Genomic DNA, 21,460 nt, shown 5'->3' with positions numbered 1-21,460 from the left:
ATGCATGAATTCAAAGGAGCAACCATGTCCATGTTCAACAAGGTCGTGAAGGAATTCCAGTGGGGCCAGCACAAGGTGCGCCTCGAAACCGGTGAAGTCGCCCGCCAGGCAAGCGGCGCCGTGATCGTCGACGTCGAAGACACCGTCGTGCTGGCAACCGTCGTCGGCGCGAAGTCGGCGAAGCCGGGCCAGGATTTCTTCCCGCTGACCGTCGACTACCTCGAGAAGACCTATTCGGCCGGCAAGATCCCGGGCGGCTTCTTCCGCCGTGAAGGCCGTCCGTCCGAGCACGAGACGCTGACGTCGCGCCTGATCGACCGTCCGCTGCGCCCGCTGTTTCCGGAAGGCTTCTACAACGAAGTCCAGGTCGTGATCCACGTGCTGTCCGTGAACCCGGAAATCCCGGCGGACATCCCCGCGCTGATCGGCGCATCGGCTGCGCTCGCCGTGTCGGGCCTGCCGTTCAACGGCCCGGTCGGTGCCGCGCGCGTGGCGTACATCGACAACGCGTACGTGCTGAACCCGACGCGTGACCAGATCAAGGCATCGAGCCTCGACCTCGTCGTCGCCGGTACGGAACGTGCGGTGCTGATGGTCGAGTCGGAAGCCGACCAGCTGTCGGAAGAGGTGATGCTGGGCGCCGTGGTGTTCGGCCACGAGCAGATGCAGGTCGCGATCGACGCGATCCACGAACTGGTGCGCGAAGGCGGCAAGCCCGAGTGGGACTGGCAGCCGGCGCCGAAGAACGAAGCGCTGATCGCGCGCGTGACCGAGCTGGCGCAGAACGACCTGCTCGCCGCTTACCAGCTGCGCGACAAGCAGGCGCGTTCGGCGAAGCTGAAGGAAGTGTACGCAGCGACGTCGGCGAAGCTCGAGGAAGACGCGCTGGCGGCCGGTACGGCTGCGGCTGACAAGGCCACTGTCGGCAACGTGCTGTTCGACATCGAAGCGAAGATCGTCCGTTCGCAGATCCTGAACGGCGAGCCGCGTATCGACGGCCGAGACACGCGCACCGTGCGCCCGATCGAGATCCGCACCGGCGTGCTGCCGCGTACCCACGGCTCGGCGCTGTTCACGCGCGGCGAGACGCAGGCGCTGGTTGTCGCGACGCTCGGCACGAAGGGTGACGAGCAGATCATCGACGCGCTCGAAGGCGAATACCGCGAGCGCTTCATGCTCCACTACAACATGCCCCCGTTCGCGACCGGCGAAACGGGCCGCGTCGGCTCGCCGAAGCGCCGCGAAATCGGCCACGGCCGCCTCGCGAAGCGCGCACTGGTCAAGTGCCTGCCGAGCGCCGACGAATTCGGCTACTCGATCCGCGTCGTGTCGGAAATCACCGAGTCGAACGGTTCGTCGTCGATGGCATCGGTGTGCGGCGGCTGCCTCGCGCTGATGGACGCCGGCGTGCCGATGAAGGCACACGTCGCGGGTATCGCGATGGGTCTGATCCTCGAAGGCAACAAGTTCGCGGTGCTGACCGACATCCTCGGCGACGAAGATCACCTCGGCGACATGGACTTCAAGGTGGCCGGCACGGAGCAGGGCGTGACGGCGCTGCAGATGGACATCAAGATCCAGGGCATCACGAAGGAAATCATGCAGGTCGCGCTCGCGCAGGCGAAGGAAGGCCGCATGCACATCCTCGGCAAGATGACGTCGGCGGTTTCGGGTGCGAACACGCAGCTGTCGGAGTTCGCGCCGCGCATGATCACGATCAAGATCAACCCGGAAAAGATCCGCGACGTGATCGGCAAGGGCGGTTCGGTGATCCGCGCGCTGACGGAAGAAACCGGCACGACGATCGACATCTCGGACGACGGCGTCGTGACGATTGCAAGCACGAGCAGCGAGGGCATGGCCGAAGCGAAGAAGCGTATCGAGAACATCACGGCGGAAATCGAAGTCGGCCAGGTGTACGAAGGCACGGTTCTGAAGCTGCTCGATTTCGGTGCGATCGTGAACCTGATTCCGGGCAAGGACGGTCTGCTGCACATCTCGGAAATCGTCAACGAGCGTGTGAAGGACATCAACGACTACCTGAAGGAAGGCCAGCAAGTGAAGGTCAAGGTCATCCAGACGGACGAAAAGGGTCGCGTGCGTCTGTCGGCGAAGGCGCTGCTGAATGAAGCAGCGGCGACGTCGCAGTCGGACACGCCGCCGCAGCAGTAAGCGGACAGGCGTGAAAACGGCCGGCAGTGCGAAAGCGTGCCGGCCGTTTTTTCTGTAGCATCGTTGTGCGGCGCAGCAGCGCCGGCCGGGCGCCCGTGCCCCGTGCGGGCGCGCCATCCGATCCCGATTCCGATCCTGGAGCGACCATCACCATGAAAGCCATCGAAATCACCGAATTCGGTGCCCCCGACGTGCTGAAGCTTGCGGAGCGTCCGCGCCCCGAACCGAAGCGCGGCGAAGTGCTGATCAAGGTGGCGGCTTCCGGCGTGAACCGGCCCGACGTATTCCAGCGCAAGGGTGCCTATGCGCCGCCGCCGGGCGCGTCGGATCTGCCGGGCCTCGAGGTCGCGGGCGAGATCGTCGGCGGCGATCTGTCCGACACCGCGCACAATCCGTTCGGGCTGAAGCTCGGCGATCGCGTGTGCGCGCTGCTCGCGGGCGGCGGCTATGCCGAGTATGCGGTCGCACCGCTGCCGCAATGCCTGCCGGTGCCCGACGGGCTTACCGATATCGAGGCCGCGTCGCTGCCCGAAACGTTTTTCACCGTGTGGAGCAACGTGTTCGACCGTGCGCAGCTCGGCGCGGGCGAGGGTGGCGGGCAAGAGACGCTGCTCGTGCAGGGCGGCTCGAGCGGCATCGGCGTGACCGCGATCCAGATCGCGCATGCGCTCGGCTTTCGCGTGTTCGCGACGGCCGGTACCGCCGACAAGTGCCGCGCGTGCGAGGCGCTCGGCGCCGAGCGTGCGATCAACTACAAGACGGAAGACTTCGTCGAGGTCGTGAAGTCGCTGACGCACGATCGCGGCGTCGACGTGATCCTCGACATGGTGGCGGGCTCGTACGTGCCGCGCGAACTGTCCGCGCTCGCGGATGGCGGCCGTCTCGTGCTGATCGCGCTGCTCGGCGGCGCGAAGGCCGACGTCAACCTGAGCGAGATCCTGCGCCGCCGGCTGACGATCACCGGTTCGACGCTGCGCCCGCGTCCGGTCGAATTCAAGGCGCAGATCGCCGCGCAACTGAAGGCGCGCGTGTGGCCGCTGCTCGCCGACGGCCGCATCAAGCCGGTGATCTATCGCGTATTGCCGGCCGCGGAGGCGGCGCAGGCGCATGCGCTGATGGAAAGCAGCGAGCACACCGGCAAGATCGTGCTCGATTGGGGTACGAACGCCTGATGCCCGTGCGGCCGGGCTTGACATGCGCGGTTTGACCGGTTCAAGCCGCGCGCAGTAAAATCGCCGGTTTGCTTCACCAGATCAAACCAGACGGCCGGTTTTCCGGCGCGTCAATGACCAAGCGGTGACGAGACAGACACGATGTCGAAACAAAGAACGAAGCGTGTGATCGGCAACTGGAAGATGCACGGCCGACTGGCCGGCAACCAGACGTTGCTGAACGAAGTGGTGCAGGGCGTGGGCGCGGTGGCGGCCGAAACGTCGGTCGGCGTGTGCGTGCCGTTCCCGTATCTCGCGCAGGTTCAGGCGCAGCTCGACGGCGGCCGTGTCGCCTGGGGTGCGCAGGACGTGTCGGCGCACGAGCAGGGTGCATTTACCGGCGAAGTCGCGGCTGCGATGGTCGCGGAATTTGGCGCACGCTATGCGATCGTCGGCCACTCGGAGCGGCGCGCGTATCACGGCGAGCGCAACGAGACGGTCGCGGCGAAGACTCAGCGCTCGCTCGCGGCGGGGCTCACGCCTGTCGTGTGCGTCGGCGAGACGCTCGACGAGCGCGAAGCGGGTGCGACCGAGCAGGTGGTCGGTGCGCAGCTCGACGCGGTGCTGGCCGTGCTGACCGCACAAGAGGCTGCGCGCATCGTCGTCGCGTATGAGCCGGTCTGGGCGATCGGCACGGGCAAGAGCGCGACGTCGGCGCAGGCGCAGGACGTGCACGCGTTCCTGCGTGCGCGTCTCGCGGCAAAGGGTGCGGCGGACGTGTCCGTGCTGTACGGCGGCAGTGTGAAGCCGGACAACGCGGAAGAACTGTTCGCGCAGCCGGACATCGACGGTGGCCTGATCGGCGGCGCGTCGCTGAAGGCGGAAGATTTCCTGGCGATCTGCCGGGCCGCGCGCTGAGCGGTCCGCGATCGAATTGAACCATGACGGCGGCCGGTCGGTCCGGTCGCCCGATCCAATCGGGTGGGTGTGATGCTGTTATTCAAGACGCTGATTATTGTGGTGCAGGTGCTGTCTGCACTCGGTGTGATTGGTCTCGTGCTGCTGCAGCACGGCAAGGGTGCCGACATGGGTGCTGCGTTCGGCAGCGGCGCGTCGGGCAGCCTGTTCGGTGCAACGGGTTCGGCGAACTTCCTGTCGCGCACGACGGGCATTCTCGCGACGATCTTCTTCGTCGCGACGCTCGCGCTGACGTACCTTGGTTCGTACAAGTCCACGCCGTCGGCAGGCGTGTTGGGCGCGGTCGCGACCGCGCCGGCATCGGCGCCTGCAGCGTCGGCGCCGGCCGTCGCGGCATCCGCTGCCGCAGGGTCGGCCGCGAGCGCGCCGGGCCAGGATGTCCCGAAATAAAAAGTTAATTTTTTCGCGTTTGTGCGTTGAACAAATCTGGAACTCGGGTTAGAATTTAATTCTTGAAGCGATTCGCGGGAAACAAGCAACACGACCCGAGTTGCATGCAGTGCCGACGTGGTGAAATTGGTAGACACGCTATCTTGAGGGGGTAGTGGCGAAAGCTGTGCGAGTTCGAGTCTCGCCGTCGGCACCAAAGTTACTCAATGCCAGCCGCTTCTAGTGGCTGGCATTTTTCATTTCTGGGGTGTGCTTGCGGTTGTCTTGCGATCGCCTGCACTCCGAAATGATTCCTTCCGCCGGATAGTGGTATTCTCCGGACGCTCAGAACCAACCGATAGAGGATTGCCTTGAACCTCGCAGCCTATTACCCCGTCTTGTTGTTCCTCCTCGTGGGCACTGGTTTAGGTATAGCGCTGGTCAGCATCGGCAAGCTCCTTGGTCCCAACAAGCCGGACGTCGAGAAGAACGCACCGTACGAGTGCGGCTTCGAAGCCTTTGAAGACGCCCGGATGAAATTCGACGTCCGGTACTACCTCGTCGCCATCCTGTTCATCATCTTCGATCTCGAAACCGCATTCCTGTTTCCGTGGGGCGTTGCGCTCCGGGACATCGGCTGGCCGGGTTTCATCGCAATGATGATTTTTCTGCTCGAATTCCTGCTGGGCTTTGCCTATATCTGGAAGAAAGGCGGCCTCGACTGGGAGTGATGGGTTTAATCGCCGGTTTGCATGGGCGGCCACGCTCGGTCGCTCGTCTGGAGTGGAAAGCAAATGAGTATCGAAGGGGTCTTGAAGGAAGGGTTTGTCACCACGACGGCTGACAAGCTGATCAACTGGACGCGTACCGGCTCGCTGTGGCCGATGACGTTCGGGCTCGCATGTTGCGCCGTCGAGATGATGCATGCGGGCGCGGCCCGTTACGATCTGGACCGGTTCGGCGTCGTGTTCCGCCCGAGTCCGCGTCAGTCGGACGTGATGATCGTGGCCGGCACGCTGTGCAACAAGATGGCGCCTGCGCTGCGCCGCGTGTACGACCAGATGGCCGAGCCGCGCTGGGTGATCTCGATGGGGTCGTGTGCGAACGGCGGTGGCTACTACCACTACTCGTACTCGGTGGTTCGCGGCTGCGACCGGATCGTGCCGGTCGACGTCTACGTGCCGGGCTGTCCGCCCACGGCCGAGGCGCTGGTCTACGGCGTGATCCAGCTGCAGGCGAAGATCCGCCGCACCAATACCATCGCCCGTCAATAAAGCCCCGAGCGTCCCCTCAATATGGCAAGCAAAATCGAGACCCTCAAGGCAAACCTCGAAGCCGCGCTCGGCGCGCGCGTGGTGAGCCTCACCGAAGCGATCGGTGAACTGACGCTCGTCGTGAAGGCGAGCGATTACCTCGAAGTCGCAAAGACGCTGCGTGACGATCCGAAGCTCCGTTTCGAGCAGCTGATCGACCTGTGCGGCGTCGACTACCAGACCTTCGGCGACGGCGCCTACGACGGTCCGCGCTTCGCGGCCGTATCGCACCTGCTGTCGGTCACGAACAACTGGCGCCTGCGCCTGCGCACGTTCGCGCCGGACGACGACCTGCCGATCGTGGCGTCGCTGGTCGACATCTGGACCTCCGCGAACTGGTACGAGCGCGAAGCGTTCGACCTGTACGGCATCGTGTTCGAAGGCCACCCCGACCTGCGCCGCATCCTCACCGACTACGGCTTCATCGGTCACCCGTTCCGCAAGGACTTCCCGGTATCGGGCTATGTCGAAATGCGTTACGACCCGGAAGAGAAGCGGGTGGTGTACCAGCCGGTGACGATCGAGCCGCGCGAAATCACGCCGCGCGTGATCCGCGAGGATCGCTATGGCGGTCTGAAACATTAAGGGGGCGTCATGGCAGAAATCAAGAACTACACGCTCAACTTCGGCCCGCAGCACCCGGCAGCGCACGGCGTGCTGCGCCTCGTGCTCGAGCTCGACGGCGAAGTCATCCAGCGCGCCGATCCGCACATCGGCCTGCTGCACCGCGCGACGGAAAAGCTCGCGGAATCCAAAACGTTCATCCAGTCCGTGCCGTACATGGACCGTCTCGACTACGTGTCGATGATGGTCAACGAGCACGGCTACGTGCTCGCGATCGAAAAGCTGCTCGGCATCGAAGTGCCGGAGCGCGCGCAGTACATCCGCGTGCTGTTCGACGAGATCACGCGCGTGCTGAACCACCTGATGTGGATCGGCGCGCACGCGCTCGACGTCGGCGCGATGGCCGTGTTCCTGTACGCATTCCGCGAACGCGAAGACCTGATGGACGTGTACGAAGCGGTGTCCGGCGCCCGGATGCACGCGGCGTACTATCGTCCGGGCGGCGTCTACCGCGATCTGCCTGACGCGATGCCGCAATACAAGGCGTCGAAGATTCGCAACGAGAAGGCGCTCGCGAAGATGAACGAAGCGCGCAGCGGCTCGGTGCTCGACTTCATCGACGATTTCTTCACGCGCTTTCCGAAGTGCGTCGACGAATACGAAACGCTGCTGACCGACAACCGGATCTGGAAGCAGCGTCTGGTCGGGATCGGCGTGGTCAGCCCGGAACGCGCGCTGCAGATGGGCCTGACGGGCCCGATGCTGCGCGGCTCGGGCATCGCGTGGGATCTGCGCAAGAAGCAGCCGTACGAAGTGTACGACCGCATGGATTTCGATGTGCCGGTCGGCGTGAACGGCGACTGCTACGACCGCTATCTGGTGCGCGTCGAAGAAATGCGCCAGTCGGTCCGCATCGCGAAACAGTGTATTGAGTGGCTTCGCAAGAATCCGGGCCCGGTGATGACGGACAATCACAAGGTTGCCCCTCCGTCGCGCGTCGGCATGAAGACCAACATGGAAGACTTGATTCACCACTTCAAGCTCTTCACTGAAGGTTTCCATGTGCCGGAAGGCGAAGCATACGCGGCGGTCGAGCATCCGAAGGGCGAGTTCGGCATCTACCTCGTGTCCGACGGCGCCAACAAGCCGTACCGCCTCAAGATTCGCGCACCGGGTTTCGCGCACCTGGCGTCGCTCGACGAAATGGCGCGCGGTCACATGATCGCCGACGCCGTCACGATCATCGGTACGCAGGACATCGTGTTCGGCGAAATCGATCGTTAATGGTTGCGCCGCCCGCGCGAGCGGGCGGCGAGCGGTAAGTCACACGCGATGCGCGCTGAACCGGCGCGGCTTCGCAAGCTGTCAACAGAGTGAGCGCCAGGTCTGCCGTCCATGCACCCCAGTGTGCGGCAGGTTGTTCGTTCGGTAGGAATTGAAAGAGTCGTGTCTGAAAATGATCTCAGCTGAAGGCCTGAAGGAAATCGATCGAGCGTTGACGAAGTATCCCGCCGATCAGAAACAGTCCGCCGTGATGTCGGCGTTGGCCGTTGCTCAGGAAGAGCACGGCTGGCTGTCGCCCGAACTGATGCAGTTCGTTGCGGACTATCTCGGCATGCCGGCCGTTGCCGTGCAGGAAGTCGCGACGTTCTACACGATGTACGAGCTCAAACCGGTCGGCAAGCACAAGATCACGCTCTGTACGAACCTGCCGTGCCAGCTTGGCCCGCACGGTGGTGCGGAGGCGACCGCCGACTACCTGAAACAGAAGCTGGGCATCGGCTTCGGCGAAACCACGCCCGACGGCAAGTTCACGCTGAAGGAAGGCGAATGCATGGGCTCGTGCGGCGATGCGCCGGTGCTGCTGGTGAACAATCACAGAATGTGCAGCTTCATGAGCCGCGACAAGATCGACCAGCTGCTTGAGGAGCTCTCGAAATGACGTCCCTCCACGACCGTCACATCAAACCGCTGATCCTCGCTGGTCTGAACGGCGAGAACTGGCATCTCGAAGATTACGTTGCGCGCGGCGGCTACAAGCAGCTGCGCCGCATTCTCGAAGAAAAGATTCCGCCCGAGCAGGTGATCGCCGACGTGAAGGCGTCGGGCCTGCGTGGCCGCGGCGGTGCGGGTTTCCCGACCGGCCTGAAGTGGAGCTTCATGCCGCGCCAGTTCCCGGGGCAGAAGTACCTCGTCTGCAACTCGGACGAAGGCGAGCCGGGCACGTTCAAGGATCGCGACATCCTGCGCTGGAACCCGCATGCGCTGATCGAAGGCATGGCCATCGGCGCGTACGCGATGGGCATCACCGTCGGCTACAACTACATCCACGGCGAAATCTTCGAAGTGTATCGACGCTTCGAAGCCGCGCTCGATGAAGCGCGCGCGGCCGGGTTCCTCGGCGACAACATCATGGGCTCGGAATTCTCGTTCCAGCTGCACGCGCACCACGGTTACGGCGCGTACATCTGCGGCGAGGAAACGGCGCTGCTCGAATCGCTCGAAGGCAAGAAGGGCCAGCCGCGCTTCAAGCCGCCGTTCCCGGCGAGCTTCGGCGTGTACGGCAAGCCGACTACGATCAACAACACCGAGACGTTTGCCGCGGTGCCGTTCCTGCTGTCCATCGGGCCGCAGAATTACCTCGAGATCGGCAAGCCGAACAACGGCGGCACGAAGATCTTCTCGGTGTCGGGCGACGTCGAGCGTCCGGGCAACTACGAAGTGCCGCTCGGCACGCCGTTCGCGACGCTGATGGAGCTCGCCGGTGGGATGCGCGGCGGCAAGAAGATCAAGGCCGTGATTCCGGGCGGTTCGTCGGCGCCGGTGATCCCGGGCGACATCATGATGCAGACGGATCTCGACTACGATTCGATCGCGAAGGCGGGTTCGATGCTCGGCTCCGGCGCGGTGATCGTGATGGACGAGACGCGTTGCATGGTGCGCTCGCTGCTGCGCCTGTCGTACTTCTACTACGAGGAATCGTGCGGCCAGTGCACGCCGTGCCGTGAAGGCACCGGCTGGCTGTATCGCGTCGTGAACCGTATCGAGCATGGCGAAGGCCGCCAGGAAGATCTGGACCTGCTGAACTCGGTTGCCGAGAACATCATGGGCCGCACGATCTGCGCGCTCGGCGATGCGGCGGCGATGCCGGTGCGCGGGATGCTCAAGCACTACTGGGACGAATTCGCGTACCACGTCGAACACAAGCACTGCATGGTCGGCGGCCACGCGCACGCGGCGGCAGCCTGAAGCGGACCCGGTTGCGGAATTTGAGCGCACGGTCGGGCGAAGGCGCGAACGGGCGGAAATAGGTTAAGGACCATTCACCATCATGGTTGAACTTGAAATAGACGGCAAGAAGGTCGAGGTGCCCGAAGGCAGCATGGTGATCCAGGCTGCGCACAAGGCGGATACGTACATTCCTCACTTCTGCTATCACAAGAAACTGTCGGTTGCGGCCAACTGCCGGATGTGTCTCGTCGAAGTCGAGAAGATGCCGAAGGCCGTGCCTGCCTGCGCGACCCCCGTGTCGGCCGGCATGATCGTCCACACGCAGTCCGACAAGGCCGTGAAGGCGCAGCAGTCGGTGATGGAATTCCTCCTCATCAATCACCCGCTCGACTGCCCGATCTGCGATCAGGGCGGCGAATGCCAGCTGCAGGATCTGGCGGTCGGCTACGGCAAGTCGTCGTCGCGCTACTCGGAAGAAAAGCGCGTGGTGTTCCACAAGAACGTGGGCCCGCTGATCTCGATGGAAGAAATGTCGCGCTGCATCCACTGCACGCGCTGCGTCCGCTTCGGCCAGGAAATCGCCGGCGTGATGGAGTTCGGCATGCTGGGCCGCGGCGAGCATTCGGAAATCACGACGTTCGTCGGCAAGACGGTCGACTCCGAACTGTCGGGCAACATGATCGACCTGTGCCCGGTCGGCGCGCTGACCAGCAAGCCGTTCCGCTACAGCGCCCGGACGTGGGAACTGTCGCGCCGCAAGTCGGTGAGTCCGCACGATTCCGTCGGCGCGAACCTCGTCGTGCAGGTGAAGAACAACCGCGTGATGCGCGTGCTGCCGTTCGAGAACGAATCCATCAACGAATGCTGGATCTCGGACAAGGACCGCTTCTCGTACGAAGGCCTCAACAGCGAAGAGCGCCTGACGAAGCCGATGCTGAAGCAGGGTGGCCAGTGGATCGAAACCGACTGGCAGACCGCGCTCGAATACGTCGCGAAGGGCCTGAAGGGCATCGCCGCGGATCACGGCGCGAACGCGCTGGCGATGCTCGCGAGCGCGCACAGCACCGCCGAAGAGCTGTTCCTCGTGAAGCAGCTCGCGAACGAACTGAAGACGCCGAACGTCGACTTCCGTCTGCGTCAGCAGGATTTCTCGGCGCCGGTCGACGGCGCACCGTGGCTCGGCATGCCGATCGCCGACCTGTCGAACGTGGATGCCGCGTTCGTCGTCGGTTCGTTCCTGCGCCGCGACCACCCGCTGTTCGCCGCCCGACTGCGTCAGGCCGCGAAGAACGGCGCGAAGCTGCATTTCCTGCACGCGACCGGTGACGACGCACTGATCCCGACCGCGCAGCGTATCGTTGCCGCGCCGTCGGCATGGCTCGACCAACTGGCGGGCATCGCCGCGGCCGTCGCGCAACTGCGCGGCGTCGCGCTGCCCGACACGCTCGCGGGCGTCACCGCATCGCCGGCCGCACAGGCTGTCGCGCAGTCGCTCGCGAACGGCGAACGCCGCGCGGTGCTGCTCGGCAACGTCGCGGTCCGTCATCCGGAATTCGCGAAGCTGCACGCGGTCGCCAAGTGGATCGCCGACAACACCGGCGCCACGTTCGGCTTCCTGACCGAAGCGGCGAACACGGTCGGCGCGCACGTCGTCGGCGCACTGCCGGGCGAAGGCGGCCTGAACGCACGCGAAGCGTTCGCGCAGCCGCGCAAGGGCTACGTGCTGCTGAACGTCGAACCGGAATTCGACACGGCCGATCCGGCGCAGGCGCTTGCCGCGCTGAACCAGGCCGAAATGGTCGTCGTGATGTCGCCGTTCAAGCACGGCCTCGACTACGCCGACGTGCTGCTGCCGGTTGCGCCGTTCACCGAAACGGCCGGCACGTACGTGAATGCGGAAGGCACCGTGCAGAGCTTCAACGGCGTCGTGCGCCCGCTCGGCGACACGCGTCCGGGCTGGAAGGTGCTGCGCGTGCTCGGCAGCCTGCTCGGCCTGCCGAACTTCGAATACGAGACCGCGGAAGAAGTGCGTCTCGCCGCACTCGGCGACGCCGGCGTCGCGAACCGCCTGTCGAACCAGACGTCGGTCGCGCCGGCGCGCGCCGCCGCGAATGCCGCGAACGGCGGCTTCGAGCGCCTGGCCGATGTGCCGATCTATCACGCCGACGCGCTCGTGCGCCGCGCAGGTGCGCTGCACCTGACGGCCGCCGCGAAGGCGGCGAATGCCGCGGCACTGCCGGCCGCGCTGTTCGACAAGCTGGGCTTGAAGGAAGGCGACGCGGTGCGCGTGCGCCAGGGCGAGCGTGCGGTGCAGTTGCCGGCCGTGCGCGACGCGAATCTTGCGGAGACCGTCGTTCGCGTGTCGGCGGCGACGCCTGCCGGCGCAGCGCTCGGCAGCCTGTCCGGTGAACTGGTGGTGGAGAAGGCGTAAATGAGCTTGTTCGATACGATCAACGCGGGCGGGTCCCAGCTTCTCGGCGTCGCATGGCCGACGGTGTGGGCCATCGTGCGCATCCTCGTCGTCTCCGTCGTCATCCTGCTGTGCGTCGCGTACCTGATTCTGTGGGAACGCAAGCTGATCGGCTGGATGCACGTGCGTCTCGGCCCGAACCGCGTCGGCCCCGGCGGCCTGCTGCAGCCGATCGCCGACGTGCTGAAGCTGCTGCTGAAGGAAGTCATTCAGCCGAGCGCCGCCAGCCGCTGGCTGTACCTGATCGCGCCGGTGATGACCGTCGTGCCGGCGTTCGCCGTATGGGCCGTGATCCCGTTCCAGGCCGAAGCGGTCCTCGCGAACGTGAACGCGGGCCTGCTGTACGCGATGGCGATCTCATCGATCGGCGTGTACGCGGTGATTCTCGCGGGCTGGGCATCGAACTCGAAGTACGCGTTCCTCGGCGCGATGCGCGCCGCGGCACAGATGGTGTCGTACGAAATCTCGATGGGCTTCGCGCTGGTGCTGGTGCTGATGACGGCCGGCAGCCTGAACCTGTCGGAAATCGTCGGTTCGCAACAGCACGGCTTCTTCGCGGGCCACGGCGTGAACTTCCTGTCGTGGAACTGGCTGCCGCTGCTGCCGGCGTTCGTCGTGTACTTCATCTCGGGCATCGCCGAAACGAACCGCCACCCGTTCGACGTGGTGGAAGGGGAGTCGGAAATCGTTGCCGGTCACATGATCGATTACTCGGGTATGGCGTTCGCGCTGTTCTTCCTCGCCGAGTACATCAACATGATCGTGATCTCGGCGCTGGCTGCGACGCTGTTCCTCGGTGGCTGGGATGCACCGTTCGAATTCCTGTCGTTCATCCCGGGCATCTTCTGGCTGGTGCTGAAGGTCTTCGCACTGCTGTCGGTGTTCATCTGGGTCCGCGCGACGTTCCCGCGCTACCGTTACGACCAGATCATGCGTCTGGGCTGGAAGGTGTTCCTGCCCGTCACGGTGATCTGGGTGGTCGTGGTCGGCTTCTGGATGATGTCGCCGCTGAACATCTGGGTGAAGTAAAGATCGGACGAAATCATGACGGCTATCCAACACTTCTTTAAGACCTTCTTCCTGACCGAGCTGCTGAAGGGGCTCGCGCTGACCGGGCGTTACACGTTCAAGCGCAAGTTCACCGTGCAGTTCCCGGAAGAGAAGACCCCGATCTCGCCGCGTTTTCGCGGGCTGCATGCACTGCGCCGCTATGAAAACGGCGAAGAGCGCTGCATCGCGTGCAAGCTGTGCGAGGCCGTGTGCCCCGCGCTGGCGATCACGATCGAATCGGAAACGCGCGCGGACAATACGCGCCGCACGACGCGCTACGACATCGACCTGACGAAGTGCATCTTCTGCGGTTTCTGCGAAGAAAGCTGCCCGGTCGATTCGATCGTCGAGACGCAGATTCTCGAGTACCACGGCGAAAAGCGCGGCGATCTGTATTTCACGAAGGAAATGCTGCTCGCGGTGGGCGATCGTTACGAGAAGGACATCGCCGCGGCGAAGGCTGCCGACGCGCCGTATCGTTGATTGTGTTTGCAGTGCCGGCCCGGAGCACGGGCCGAGCCGCCGCGACGGGTGCGGGCGTCCCGCAAGCCGCGCCTGACTATGGCCTAACGATGAACCGGTAATCATGGAATTCACGACCGTACTGTTCTACATCTTCGCGCTGCTCCTGGTGGTATCAGGGCTGAAGGTGATCACTTCGCGCAACCCGGTGGCGTCTGCGCTTTTCCTTGTGCTGGCGTTCTTCAACGCCGCCGCGATCTGGATGCTGCTGGAAGCGGAGTTCCTCGCGATCCTGCTGGTGCTGGTCTACGTGGGCGCCGTGATGGTGCTGTTCCTGTTCGTCGTGATGATGCTGGACATCAACATCGACTACCTGCGCCGCGACTTCAAGCGCTTCGTCCCGATGGCGACCGTGGTCGGCGCGATCATCGTGATCGAAACCGCGCTGATCCTGTGGCGCGGCTACGGCGACACGCAGACGGTGCACGCGATGGCGACGGGCGAGATGGCCAACTGGTCGAACACGCGCCTGATCGGCAAGGTGATCTACACCGACTACATCTTCGCGTTTGAAATCGCCGGCCTCGTGCTGCTGGTCGCGATCATTGCCGCGATCGGGCTGACCGAGCGCAAGGGCAAGGACAGCAAGCGCCAGCGCGTGTCGGATCAGGTCAAGGTGCGTCGCAACGACCGCGTGCGCCTCGTGAAGATGGAAGCGGACAAGCCGCAGCCGGAAACGGCGCAGAGCGAAGCCGGTTCGGGCACCAACGGCTAAGCGGAGGAAAAGAAAACCATGCTGACTCTTGCTCACTACCTTGTGCTCGGCGCGATCCTGTTTGCGATCGCGATCGTCGGGATCTTCCTGAACCGCCGCAACGTCATCATCATCCTGATGTCGATCGAACTGATGCTGCTGGCGGTGAATACCAACTTCGTCGCGTTCTCGCATTACCTCGGCGACGTGCACGGCCAGATCTTCGTGTTCTTCGTCCTGACCGTCGCCGCAGCGGAAGCCGCGATCGGCCTCGCGATTCTGGTGACCCTGTTCCGTAAGCTCGACACGATCAATGTCGAGGATCTCGATCAGCTCAAAGGTTAATTTCAGGCAACGCTGTTATGTCAACGACACTCAATGAAAACCTGCTGCTGGCGATTCCGCTCGCTCCGCTGGCCGGCTCGCTGATTGCGGGGCTGTTCGGGAACGCAGTCGGGCGCAAGGGCGCACACCGGATCACGATCCTCGGCGTAATGATCGCGTTCCTCCTGTCGGCGAAAGTCTTCTTCGACGTGATGGGCGGCGCGAGCTTCAACGCGACCGTCTACGAATGGATGAACGTCGGCTCGCTGAAGCTGGAAGTCGGCTTCCTCGTCGATTCGCTGACCGCGATGATGATGGTCGTCGTGACCTTCGTCTCGCTGATGGTGCACGTGTACACGATCGGCTACATGGCGGAAGAAGACGGCTACCAGCGCTTCTTCTCGTACATCTCGCTGTTCACGTTCTCGATGCTGATGCTCGTGATGAGCAACAACTTCCTGCAGCTGTTCTTCGGCTGGGAAGCGGTGGGTCTGGTGTCGTACCTGCTGATCGGCTTCTACTTCACGCGTGAGAGCGCGATCTACGCGAACATGAAGGCGTTCCTCGTGAACCGCGTGGGCGACTTCGGCTTCCTGCTCGGCATCGGCCTGCTGCTCGCGTTCGCCGGGTCGATGAACTACGGCGAAGTGTTTGCGAAGCGCGCGGAACTCGCGAGCCTGCACTTCCCGGGCACCGACTGGGGCCTGCTGACCGTCGCCTGTATCTGCCTGTTCATCGGTGCGATGGGCAAGTCGGCCCAGTTCCCGCTGCACGTGTGGCTGCCGGACTCGATGGAAGGCCCGACCCCGATCTCCGCGCTGATTCACGCGGCGACGATGGTGACCGCCGGCATCTTCATGGTGTCGCGCATGTCGCCGCTGTTCGAGCTGTCGGATACCGCGCTGTCGTTCATCACGGTGATCGGCGCGATCACGGCGCTCTTCATGGGCTTCCTCGGCATCGTCCAGAACGACATCAAGCGCGTGGTCGCGTACTCGACGCTGTCGCAGCTCGGCTACATGACCGTCGCGCTCGGCGTGTCCGCTTACCCGGTCGCCGTGTTCCACCTGATGACGCACGCGTTCTTCAAGGCGCTGCTGTTCCTCGGCGCCGGCTCGGTCATTATGGGCATGCACCACGACCAGGACATGCGCAACATGGGCGGCCTGCGCAAGTACATGCCGATCACGTGGATCACGTCGCTCGTCGGTTCGCTCGCGCTGATCGGTACGCCGTTCTTCTCGGGCTTCTACTCGAAAGATTCGATCATCGACGCGGTGAAGCTGTCGCACCTGCCGGGTTCGGGCTTCGCGTACTTCGCGGTCGTCGCGAGCGTGTTCGTCACGGCGCTGTACTCGTTCCGCATGTACTTCCTGGTGTTCCACGGCGAAGAGCGCTTCCGCCAGCCGAAGCATCCGGAGTCGCCGATGGGCATGGCAGCCGCGCACGGCCACGACGATCACGGCCATGGCCACGGTCACGACGACCATGCACACGAGCCGCACGAGACCCCGTGGGTCGTGTGGGTGCCGCTGGTCCTGCTGGCGATCCCGTCGGTCATCATCGGTGCGATCGCGATCAGCCCGATGCTGTTCGGCGACTTCTTCCAGCACGGCGTTGCATTCGACAAGGTGATCTTCATCGGCGAAAACCATCCGGCGCTGGCCGAGATGGCCGAAGAGTTCCACGGCTGGGTAGGCATGGGCCTGCACTCGGTGTCGGGCCTGCCGGTCTGGCTCGCACTCGCCGGTGTGGTCGTCGCGTGGTTCCTGTACCTGAAGCGTCCGGAGCTGCCGGCGTCGATCCGCCGCGCGTTCGGCCCGATCTACACGCTGCTCGACAACAAGTACTACATGGACAAGATCAACGAAGTGGTGTTCGCCCGCGGTTCGGTGGCGATCGGCCGCGGCCTGTGGAAGGAGGGTGACGTCGTGGTGATCGACGGCCTCGTCAACGGCAGCGCACGGTTCATCGGCTGGTTCGCCGGCGTGATCCGCTTCCTCCAATCCGGTTACATCTATCACTACGCGTTCGCCATGATCATCGGCATGCTGGGGCTCCTGACCCTGTTTGTAACGCTCGGCGGCAAATAAGGCGGGGGACAACTTAATGCACGCTTTTCCGATTCTCAGTACCGCGATCTGGCTGCCGATCGTTTTCGGCCTCCTCGTGCTCGCGGTGGGTAACGACAAAAATCCGGGGACGGCCCGCTGGATCGCGCTGATCGGTTCGCTGCTCGGCCTCGCGGTCACGATCCCGCTGATTACCGGCTTCGATTCGAGCACGGCTGCGCTGCAGTTCGTCGAGAAGTCGACTTGGATCGAGCGCTTCGACATCGCGTATCACCTCGGCGTCGACGGCATTTCGATGTGGTTCGTCGTGCTGACCGCGCTGATCACGGTGATCGTCGTGATCGCCGCATGGGAAGTGATCACCGAGAACGTCGCGCAGTACCTCGCGGCGTTCCTGATCCTGTCCGGGATCATGATCGGCGTATTCTCGGCGGCCGACGGCCTGCTGTTCTACGTGTTCTTCGAAGCGACCCTGATCCCGATGTACATCATCATCGGCGTGTGGGGCGGCCCGAACCGCGTGTACGCGGCATTCAAGTTCTTCCTGTACACGCTGGCCGGCTCGCTGCTGATGCTGGTCGCGCTGATCTACCTGTACACGGAAACGCATTCGTTCGACCTCGCGACGTGGCAGAACGCGAAGATCGCGATGACGCCGCAGATACTGTTGTTCATTGCCTTCTTCCTCGCGTTCGCGGTGAAGGTGCCGATGTGGCCGGTGCACACGTGGCTGCCGGACGCGCACGTGGAAGCGCCGACGGGCGGCTCGGTCGTGCTGGCCGCGATCATGCTGAAGCTCGGCGCATACGGTTTCCTGCGCTTCTCGCTGCCGATCACCCCTGACGCGAGCCACTTCCTGGCGCCCGTCGTGATCACGCTGTCGCTGATCGCGGTGATCTACATCGGCCTCGTCGCGATGGTGCAGGCCGACATGAAGAAGCTGGTCGCGTATTCGTCGATCGCGCATATGGGCTTCGTCACGCTCGGCTTCTTCATCTTCAACCAGCTCGGCGTCGAAGGCGCGATCATCCAGATGATCTCGCACGGCTTCGTGTCGGGCGCGATGTTCCTCTGCATCGGCGTGCTGTACGACCGCGTGCACTCGCGCCAGATCGCCGACTACGGTGGCGTCGTCAACGTGATGCCGAAGTTCGCGGCATTCGCGATGCTGTTCTCGATGGCCAACTGCGGCCTGCCGGGTACGTCGGGGTTCGTCGGCGAGTTCATGGTGATTCTCGCTGCCGTCCAGTACAACTTCTGGATCGCATTCGGCGCGGCATTCACGCTGATTCTCGGCGCGGCCTACACGCTGTGGATGTACAAGCGCGTGTACTTCGGCGCGGTCGCGAACGATCACGTCGCCAAGCTGAAGGACATCGGCCGTCGCGAATTCCTGATGCTGGCCGTGCTCGCCGCGTTCACGCTGCTGATGGGCCTGTATCCGAAGCCTTTCACCGACGTGATGCACGTTTCCGTGGAAAACCTCCTCTCCCATGTCGCGCAGTCCAAGCTGCCGCTGGCGCAGTAATCGCGAGCGGAGGAACTCAAGATCATGCAAAACGCTCCTATGAATGTCCTGTTGCCTGACGCGCTGGTGTTGGCCGCCATCGTCGTCGCTTGGCTGAACGACACCTTTACCGGTGCCTCCGGCCGCCGCCTGACCTATCTGATCGCGGTCGTCTCGTCGGTCGTCGCCGGCGTGTGGTTCGCGGTGCAGGCGCTCGACCCGCAGCAGTACTACTTCTTCTCGAAGATGGTCGTCGTCGACTCGTTCGCGAGCATGATGAAGGCCGTCGTGTCGTTCGGTTTCGCGGTCTCGCTCGTCTATTCGCGCAAGTACCTCGAAGATCGCGACATGTTCCGCGGCGACGTGTTCCTGCTCGGCATGTTCTCGCTGCTCGGCCAGCTGGTGATGGTGTCGGGCAACAACTTCCTGACGCTGTACCTCGGTCTCGAACTGATGTCGCTGTCGCTGTACGCGGTCATCGCGCTGCGCCGCGACGCCGCGCAGTCGAGCGAAGCCGCGATGAAGTACTACGTGCTGGGCGCGCTCGCGTCGGGCTTCGTGCTGTACGGCATCTCGATGCTCTACGGTGCGACCGGCTCGCTCGAGCTGGGCGAGGTGTACAAGGCGGTCGGCGGCAACACTGACGCAGCCGTGCTGATGTTCGGCGTGGTCTTCATCGTCGCCGGTATCGCGTTCAAGCTCGGCGCCGTGCCGTTCCACATGTGGGTGCCGGACGTCTACCAGGGCGCACCGACCGCGATGACGCTGTTCGTCGGCGGCGGTCCGAAGGTTGCCGCGTTCGCGTGGGGCCTGCGCTTCCTGGTGATGGGCCTGCTGCCGCTCGCGCAGAACTGGCAGACCGCGCTCGTGATCCTCGCCGCGCTGTCGCTGATCGTCGGTAACATCACCGGTATCGTCCAGCGCAATATCAAGCGGATGCTCGCGTACTCGGCGATCTCGAACATGGGCTTCGTGCTGCTCGGCCTGCTCGCGGGTATCGTGAAGGGCGACGCGGCGGCGCCGGCGAATGCCTACAGCTCGGCGATGTTCTACGCGATCGTCTACCTGATCACGACGCTCGGCTCGTTCGGCGTGGTGATGCTGCTCGCACGCCGCGATTTCGAAGCGGAAACGATCGACGACTTCAAGGGCCTCAACAAGCGCAGCCCGGTGTTCGCGTTCGTGATGATGGTCATGATGTTCTCGCTGGCCGGCATCCCGCCGACCGTCGGCTTCTACGCGAAGCTCGCGGTGCTCGAGGCGACCGTCAATGCGGGCCTCACGTGGCTGGCCGTGCTGGCCGTGATCACGTCGCTGTTCGGCGCGTTCTACTACCTGCGCATCGTGAAGCTGATGTACTTCGATGCCCCGCAGGATGCGACGCCGATCTCGGGCGACTTCTGCAAGCGCACGATCCTCGTGCTGAACGGCCTGGCGGTCGTCGTGCTCGGCCTGATCCCGAGCCCGCTGCTGACGGCCTGCCTGCAGGCAATTCGTCACACGCTGCCGCTGTAATGTCGGCAGCCGGCTGGTTTATCGTGCTGTTGGCGCTCGTCTGCGCCAACCTGCCGTTCCTGAACCAACGCCTCTTCGCCGTCGTGCCGTTCGGCGCGGCGAAGAAGAGTGCGTGGGTGCGGATCGGCGAGCTGATCGTGCTGTACTTCATCGTCGGCGCGCTCGGCTTCTGGCTCGAGTCGCGTGCCGGTAACCGCTTCGAACAGGGCTGGCAGTTCTACGCGATCACGTTCAGTCTGTTCGTCGTGTTCGCGTTTCCCGGCTTCACGTTCCAGTATCTCGTCAAACGACGCTGACAGGCCCTTGGCCGTCGCGCTCATTCCCGGAGCCCCCGATGGCCGAACTACCCAATCACGACGCCGCACTGACCGAAACCTGCCTCGAAAGCGAGGCGATCTTCGAAGGCGCGTTCCTCAAGCTCAAGCGCGATACCGTCCGTCTGCCGGACGGCAAGAAGGCCACGCGCGAGTACGTCCAGCATCCGGGCGCGGTGATGGTGATCCCGCTGTTCGACGATGGCCGCGTGCTGATGGAAAGCCAGTTTCGCTACCCGATCGGCAAGGTGATGGCCGAATTCCCGGCCGGCAAGCTCGATCCGGACGAAGGCGCGCTTGCATGCGCGGTGCGCGAGCTGCGCGAGGAAACGGGTTATACGGCGCGCGAATATGTGTTCCTGACCCGCATTCACCCGATCATTTCCTATTCGACCGAATTCATCGACCTCTATCTCGCGCGCGGGCTGACGGCCGGCGAACGCAAGCTCGACGAAGGCGAATTCCTCGAGACCTTCACCGCGACGCAGGCCGACCTGCAGGAGTGGGTGCGCACGGGCCAGATCTCCGACGTGAAGACGATCATCGGCACGATGTGGCTCGACAAGGTGCTGTCCGGCACGTGGCCGCTCGGGCAGGTCCTGACGCCCTGAGCGCGGCGTCAGCGGCGGGTGGGGCACCGCGTTACAATCCGGTGACGCGACGCCTTCGCGCCGCGCGATCAGTATTTAGCACGATCGTTCACAAAACCGCTTTTTGCGCTACACTCGTCACACGCCCTGATTCAGCATGAAGGTCCTCGATTTACAGTGCCCGCACGGTCATCGGTTCGAAGGCTGGTTCGCTTCCGCCGATGAATTCGAAGCGCAGTTGTCCCGCAAGCTGGTCGAATGCCCGGTGTGCGGAACGACCGAGGTCAACCGTCTGCCGTCGGCGCCGCGCCTGAACCTGTCGGGCGCGACGCAGGCGCAGCCGGCCGATCCGCGTGCACTGCAGGCGCAGGTGATGCGTGCGCTGCGCGAGGTGCTGGAGAAAACCGAGAACGTGGGCGAGCGCTTCGCCGAGGAAGCGCGGCGCATCCATTACAACGAGGCGCCGGCGCGCAGCATTCGTGGCGTCACGACGCCCGAAGATGCGCAATCCTTGGCCGAAGAAGGCATCGACGTGATGCCGCTGCCGATTCCTGCCGTGCTGAAAGAACCGCTGCAATGACGTATGCAGTGAGTCCTTGCCGGGCCGGACGGCTGCGGACAGGA

General features: G+C 63.9%; 21 protein-coding genes and 1 tRNA gene. All 22 read left to right on the top strand.

Annotation, left to right across the window (positions count from 1 at the left end; genetic code table 11):
- Positions 1-24 precede the first annotated feature (24 nt).
- The 22 genes from pnp to HWX08_RS29715 all read left to right on the top strand — a co-directional run bounded on the left by pnp (position 25) and on the right by HWX08_RS29715 (position 21,416).
- Positions 25-2,172 carry a polyribonucleotide nucleotidyltransferase gene (gene pnp / locus HWX08_RS29820; protein WP_069258040.1) on the top strand — a complete coding sequence of 716 codons (2,148 nt, stop codon included), beginning with the start codon at positions 25-27 and terminating at the stop codon, positions 2,170-2,172.
- A 152-nt stretch (positions 2,173-2,324) separates the two neighbouring features.
- Positions 2,325-3,344, top strand: a complete 1,020-nt coding sequence (locus HWX08_RS29815; protein WP_069257188.1) for an NAD(P)H-quinone oxidoreductase — start codon at positions 2,325-2,327, stop codon at positions 3,342-3,344.
- 141 nt (positions 3,345-3,485) lie between these two features.
- Positions 3,486-4,241, top strand: coding sequence for a triose-phosphate isomerase (gene tpiA / locus HWX08_RS29810; RefSeq protein ID WP_174921206.1), 756 nt, complete (start codon positions 3,486-3,488; stop codon positions 4,239-4,241).
- A 72-nt stretch (positions 4,242-4,313) separates the two neighbouring features.
- A complete protein-coding gene (gene secG / locus HWX08_RS29805) occupies positions 4,314-4,691 on the top strand; it encodes a preprotein translocase subunit SecG (RefSeq protein WP_031401913.1) in 378 nt (125 codons plus the stop codon).
- Positions 4,692-4,802: 111 nt separating this feature from the next.
- Positions 4,803-4,887 (top strand) — tRNA-Leu (locus HWX08_RS29800).
- A 154-nt stretch (positions 4,888-5,041) separates the two neighbouring features.
- Entirely contained in the window at positions 5,042-5,401 is a 360-nt protein-coding gene (locus HWX08_RS29795) for an NADH-quinone oxidoreductase subunit A (RefSeq protein WP_006398798.1), read from the top strand.
- A gap of 63 nt (positions 5,402-5,464) precedes the next feature.
- Positions 5,465-5,944: a NuoB/complex I 20 kDa subunit family protein gene (locus HWX08_RS29790; protein WP_006398799.1), complete on the top strand. Its 480-nt coding sequence runs from the start codon at positions 5,465-5,467 to the stop codon at positions 5,942-5,944.
- Positions 5,945-5,965: 21 nt separating this feature from the next.
- A complete protein-coding gene (locus HWX08_RS29785; protein ID WP_039370593.1) occupies positions 5,966-6,568 on the top strand; it encodes an NADH-quinone oxidoreductase subunit C in 603 nt (200 codons plus the stop codon).
- A 9-nt stretch (positions 6,569-6,577) separates the two neighbouring features.
- Positions 6,578-7,831, top strand: a complete 1,254-nt coding sequence (locus HWX08_RS29780; RefSeq protein ID WP_069257186.1) for an NADH-quinone oxidoreductase subunit D — start codon at positions 6,578-6,580, stop codon at positions 7,829-7,831.
- Between the two features lie 172 nt (positions 7,832-8,003).
- Complete coding sequence (gene nuoE, locus HWX08_RS29775; RefSeq protein ID WP_069257185.1) at positions 8,004-8,489, top strand: NADH-quinone oxidoreductase subunit NuoE; 486 nt, start codon at positions 8,004-8,006, stop codon at positions 8,487-8,489.
- Entirely contained in the window at positions 8,486-9,796 is a 1,311-nt protein-coding gene (gene nuoF / locus HWX08_RS29770) for an NADH-quinone oxidoreductase subunit NuoF (protein ID WP_006478267.1), read from the top strand. Before nuoE ends, nuoF begins: the two co-directional genes overlap by 4 nt.
- Before the next feature lie 82 nt (positions 9,797-9,878).
- Complete coding sequence (nuoG, locus tag HWX08_RS29765; protein ID WP_069257184.1) at positions 9,879-12,209, top strand: NADH-quinone oxidoreductase subunit NuoG; 2,331 nt, start codon at positions 9,879-9,881, stop codon at positions 12,207-12,209.
- Positions 12,210-13,277: an NADH-quinone oxidoreductase subunit NuoH gene (nuoH, locus tag HWX08_RS29760; RefSeq protein WP_069257183.1), complete on the top strand. Its 1,068-nt coding sequence runs from the start codon at positions 12,210-12,212 to the stop codon at positions 13,275-13,277.
- A gap of 15 nt (positions 13,278-13,292) precedes the next feature.
- The gene (nuoI, locus tag HWX08_RS29755; RefSeq protein ID WP_006478270.1) at positions 13,293-13,781 is read left to right on the top strand and encodes an NADH-quinone oxidoreductase subunit NuoI; all 489 of its coding nucleotides are present in this window, start codon (positions 13,293-13,295) and stop codon (positions 13,779-13,781) included.
- A 103-nt stretch (positions 13,782-13,884) separates the two neighbouring features.
- On the top strand, positions 13,885-14,535 hold the full coding sequence (locus HWX08_RS29750) for an NADH-quinone oxidoreductase subunit J (protein WP_021162815.1): 651 nt from the start codon (positions 13,885-13,887) through the stop codon (positions 14,533-14,535).
- 18 nt (positions 14,536-14,553) lie between these two features.
- Positions 14,554-14,859 (top strand): NADH-quinone oxidoreductase subunit NuoK, encoded by a 306-nt coding sequence (nuoK, locus tag HWX08_RS29745; protein WP_006478272.1) that lies wholly within the window; start codon positions 14,554-14,556, stop codon positions 14,857-14,859.
- A 17-nt stretch (positions 14,860-14,876) separates the two neighbouring features.
- Complete coding sequence (gene nuoL, locus HWX08_RS29740) at positions 14,877-16,931, top strand: NADH-quinone oxidoreductase subunit L (RefSeq protein WP_069257182.1); 2,055 nt, start codon at positions 14,877-14,879, stop codon at positions 16,929-16,931.
- A 16-nt stretch (positions 16,932-16,947) separates the two neighbouring features.
- Entirely contained in the window at positions 16,948-18,438 is a 1,491-nt protein-coding gene (locus HWX08_RS29735; RefSeq protein WP_021162817.1) for an NADH-quinone oxidoreductase subunit M, read from the top strand.
- A gap of 39 nt (positions 18,439-18,477) precedes the next feature.
- Positions 18,478-19,932, top strand: a complete 1,455-nt coding sequence (gene nuoN, locus HWX08_RS29730; protein ID WP_069257181.1) for an NADH-quinone oxidoreductase subunit NuoN — start codon at positions 18,478-18,480, stop codon at positions 19,930-19,932.
- The gene (locus HWX08_RS29725; protein ID WP_034190810.1) at positions 19,932-20,228 is read left to right on the top strand and encodes a DUF2818 family protein; all 297 of its coding nucleotides are present in this window, start codon (positions 19,932-19,934) and stop codon (positions 20,226-20,228) included. The genes nuoN and HWX08_RS29725 overlap by 1 nt, the downstream gene beginning before the upstream one ends.
- Before the next feature lie 38 nt (positions 20,229-20,266).
- Positions 20,267-20,857, top strand: a complete 591-nt coding sequence (locus tag HWX08_RS29720) for an NUDIX domain-containing protein (RefSeq protein ID WP_069257180.1) — start codon at positions 20,267-20,269, stop codon at positions 20,855-20,857.
- A gap of 136 nt (positions 20,858-20,993) precedes the next feature.
- On the top strand, positions 20,994-21,416 hold the full coding sequence (locus tag HWX08_RS29715; RefSeq protein ID WP_069257179.1) for a DUF1178 family protein: 423 nt from the start codon (positions 20,994-20,996) through the stop codon (positions 21,414-21,416).
- Positions 21,417-21,460 lie beyond the last annotated feature (44 nt).

The organism is Burkholderia metallica (genome assembly GCF_902832845.1).
Taxonomy (GTDB): Bacteria; Pseudomonadota; Gammaproteobacteria; order Burkholderiales; family Burkholderiaceae; genus Burkholderia; species Burkholderia metallica.
This window is presented reverse-complemented; position numbering and strand designations above follow the sequence as displayed.

Excerpts from the sequence above, each read along its gene's own strand:
- pnp (WP_069258040.1), top strand. The coding sequence starts at position 25 with ATGTCCATGTTCAACAAGGTCGTGAAGGAATTCCAGTGGGGCCAGCAC.
- HWX08_RS29815 (WP_069257188.1), top strand. The coding sequence starts at position 2,325 with ATGAAAGCCATCGAAATCACCGAATTCGGTGCCCCCGACGTGCTGAAG.
- tpiA (WP_174921206.1), top strand. The coding sequence starts at position 3,486 with ATGTCGAAACAAAGAACGAAGCGTGTGATCGGCAACTGGAAGATGCAC.
- secG (WP_031401913.1), top strand. The coding sequence starts at position 4,314 with ATGCTGTTATTCAAGACGCTGATTATTGTGGTGCAGGTGCTGTCTGCA.
- HWX08_RS29790 (WP_006398799.1), top strand. The coding sequence starts at position 5,465 with ATGAGTATCGAAGGGGTCTTGAAGGAAGGGTTTGTCACCACGACGGCT.
- HWX08_RS29785 (WP_039370593.1), top strand. The coding sequence starts at position 5,966 with ATGGCAAGCAAAATCGAGACCCTCAAGGCAAACCTCGAAGCCGCGCTC.
- HWX08_RS29780 (WP_069257186.1), top strand. The coding sequence starts at position 6,578 with ATGGCAGAAATCAAGAACTACACGCTCAACTTCGGCCCGCAGCACCCG.
- nuoE (WP_069257185.1), top strand. The coding sequence starts at position 8,004 with ATGATCTCAGCTGAAGGCCTGAAGGAAATCGATCGAGCGTTGACGAAG.
- nuoF (WP_006478267.1), top strand. The coding sequence starts at position 8,486 with ATGACGTCCCTCCACGACCGTCACATCAAACCGCTGATCCTCGCTGGT.
- nuoG (WP_069257184.1), top strand. The coding sequence starts at position 9,879 with ATGGTTGAACTTGAAATAGACGGCAAGAAGGTCGAGGTGCCCGAAGGC.
- nuoH (WP_069257183.1), top strand. The coding sequence starts at position 12,210 with ATGAGCTTGTTCGATACGATCAACGCGGGCGGGTCCCAGCTTCTCGGC.
- nuoI (WP_006478270.1), top strand. The coding sequence starts at position 13,293 with ATGACGGCTATCCAACACTTCTTTAAGACCTTCTTCCTGACCGAGCTG.
- HWX08_RS29750 (WP_021162815.1), top strand. The coding sequence starts at position 13,885 with ATGGAATTCACGACCGTACTGTTCTACATCTTCGCGCTGCTCCTGGTG.
- nuoK (WP_006478272.1), top strand. The coding sequence starts at position 14,554 with ATGCTGACTCTTGCTCACTACCTTGTGCTCGGCGCGATCCTGTTTGCG.
- nuoL (WP_069257182.1), top strand. The coding sequence starts at position 14,877 with ATGTCAACGACACTCAATGAAAACCTGCTGCTGGCGATTCCGCTCGCT.
- HWX08_RS29735 (WP_021162817.1), top strand. The coding sequence starts at position 16,948 with ATGCACGCTTTTCCGATTCTCAGTACCGCGATCTGGCTGCCGATCGTT.
- nuoN (WP_069257181.1), top strand. The coding sequence starts at position 18,478 with ATGAATGTCCTGTTGCCTGACGCGCTGGTGTTGGCCGCCATCGTCGTC.
- HWX08_RS29725 (WP_034190810.1), top strand. The coding sequence starts at position 19,932 with ATGTCGGCAGCCGGCTGGTTTATCGTGCTGTTGGCGCTCGTCTGCGCC.
- HWX08_RS29720 (WP_069257180.1), top strand. The coding sequence starts at position 20,267 with ATGGCCGAACTACCCAATCACGACGCCGCACTGACCGAAACCTGCCTC.
- HWX08_RS29715 (WP_069257179.1), top strand. The coding sequence starts at position 20,994 with ATGAAGGTCCTCGATTTACAGTGCCCGCACGGTCATCGGTTCGAAGGC.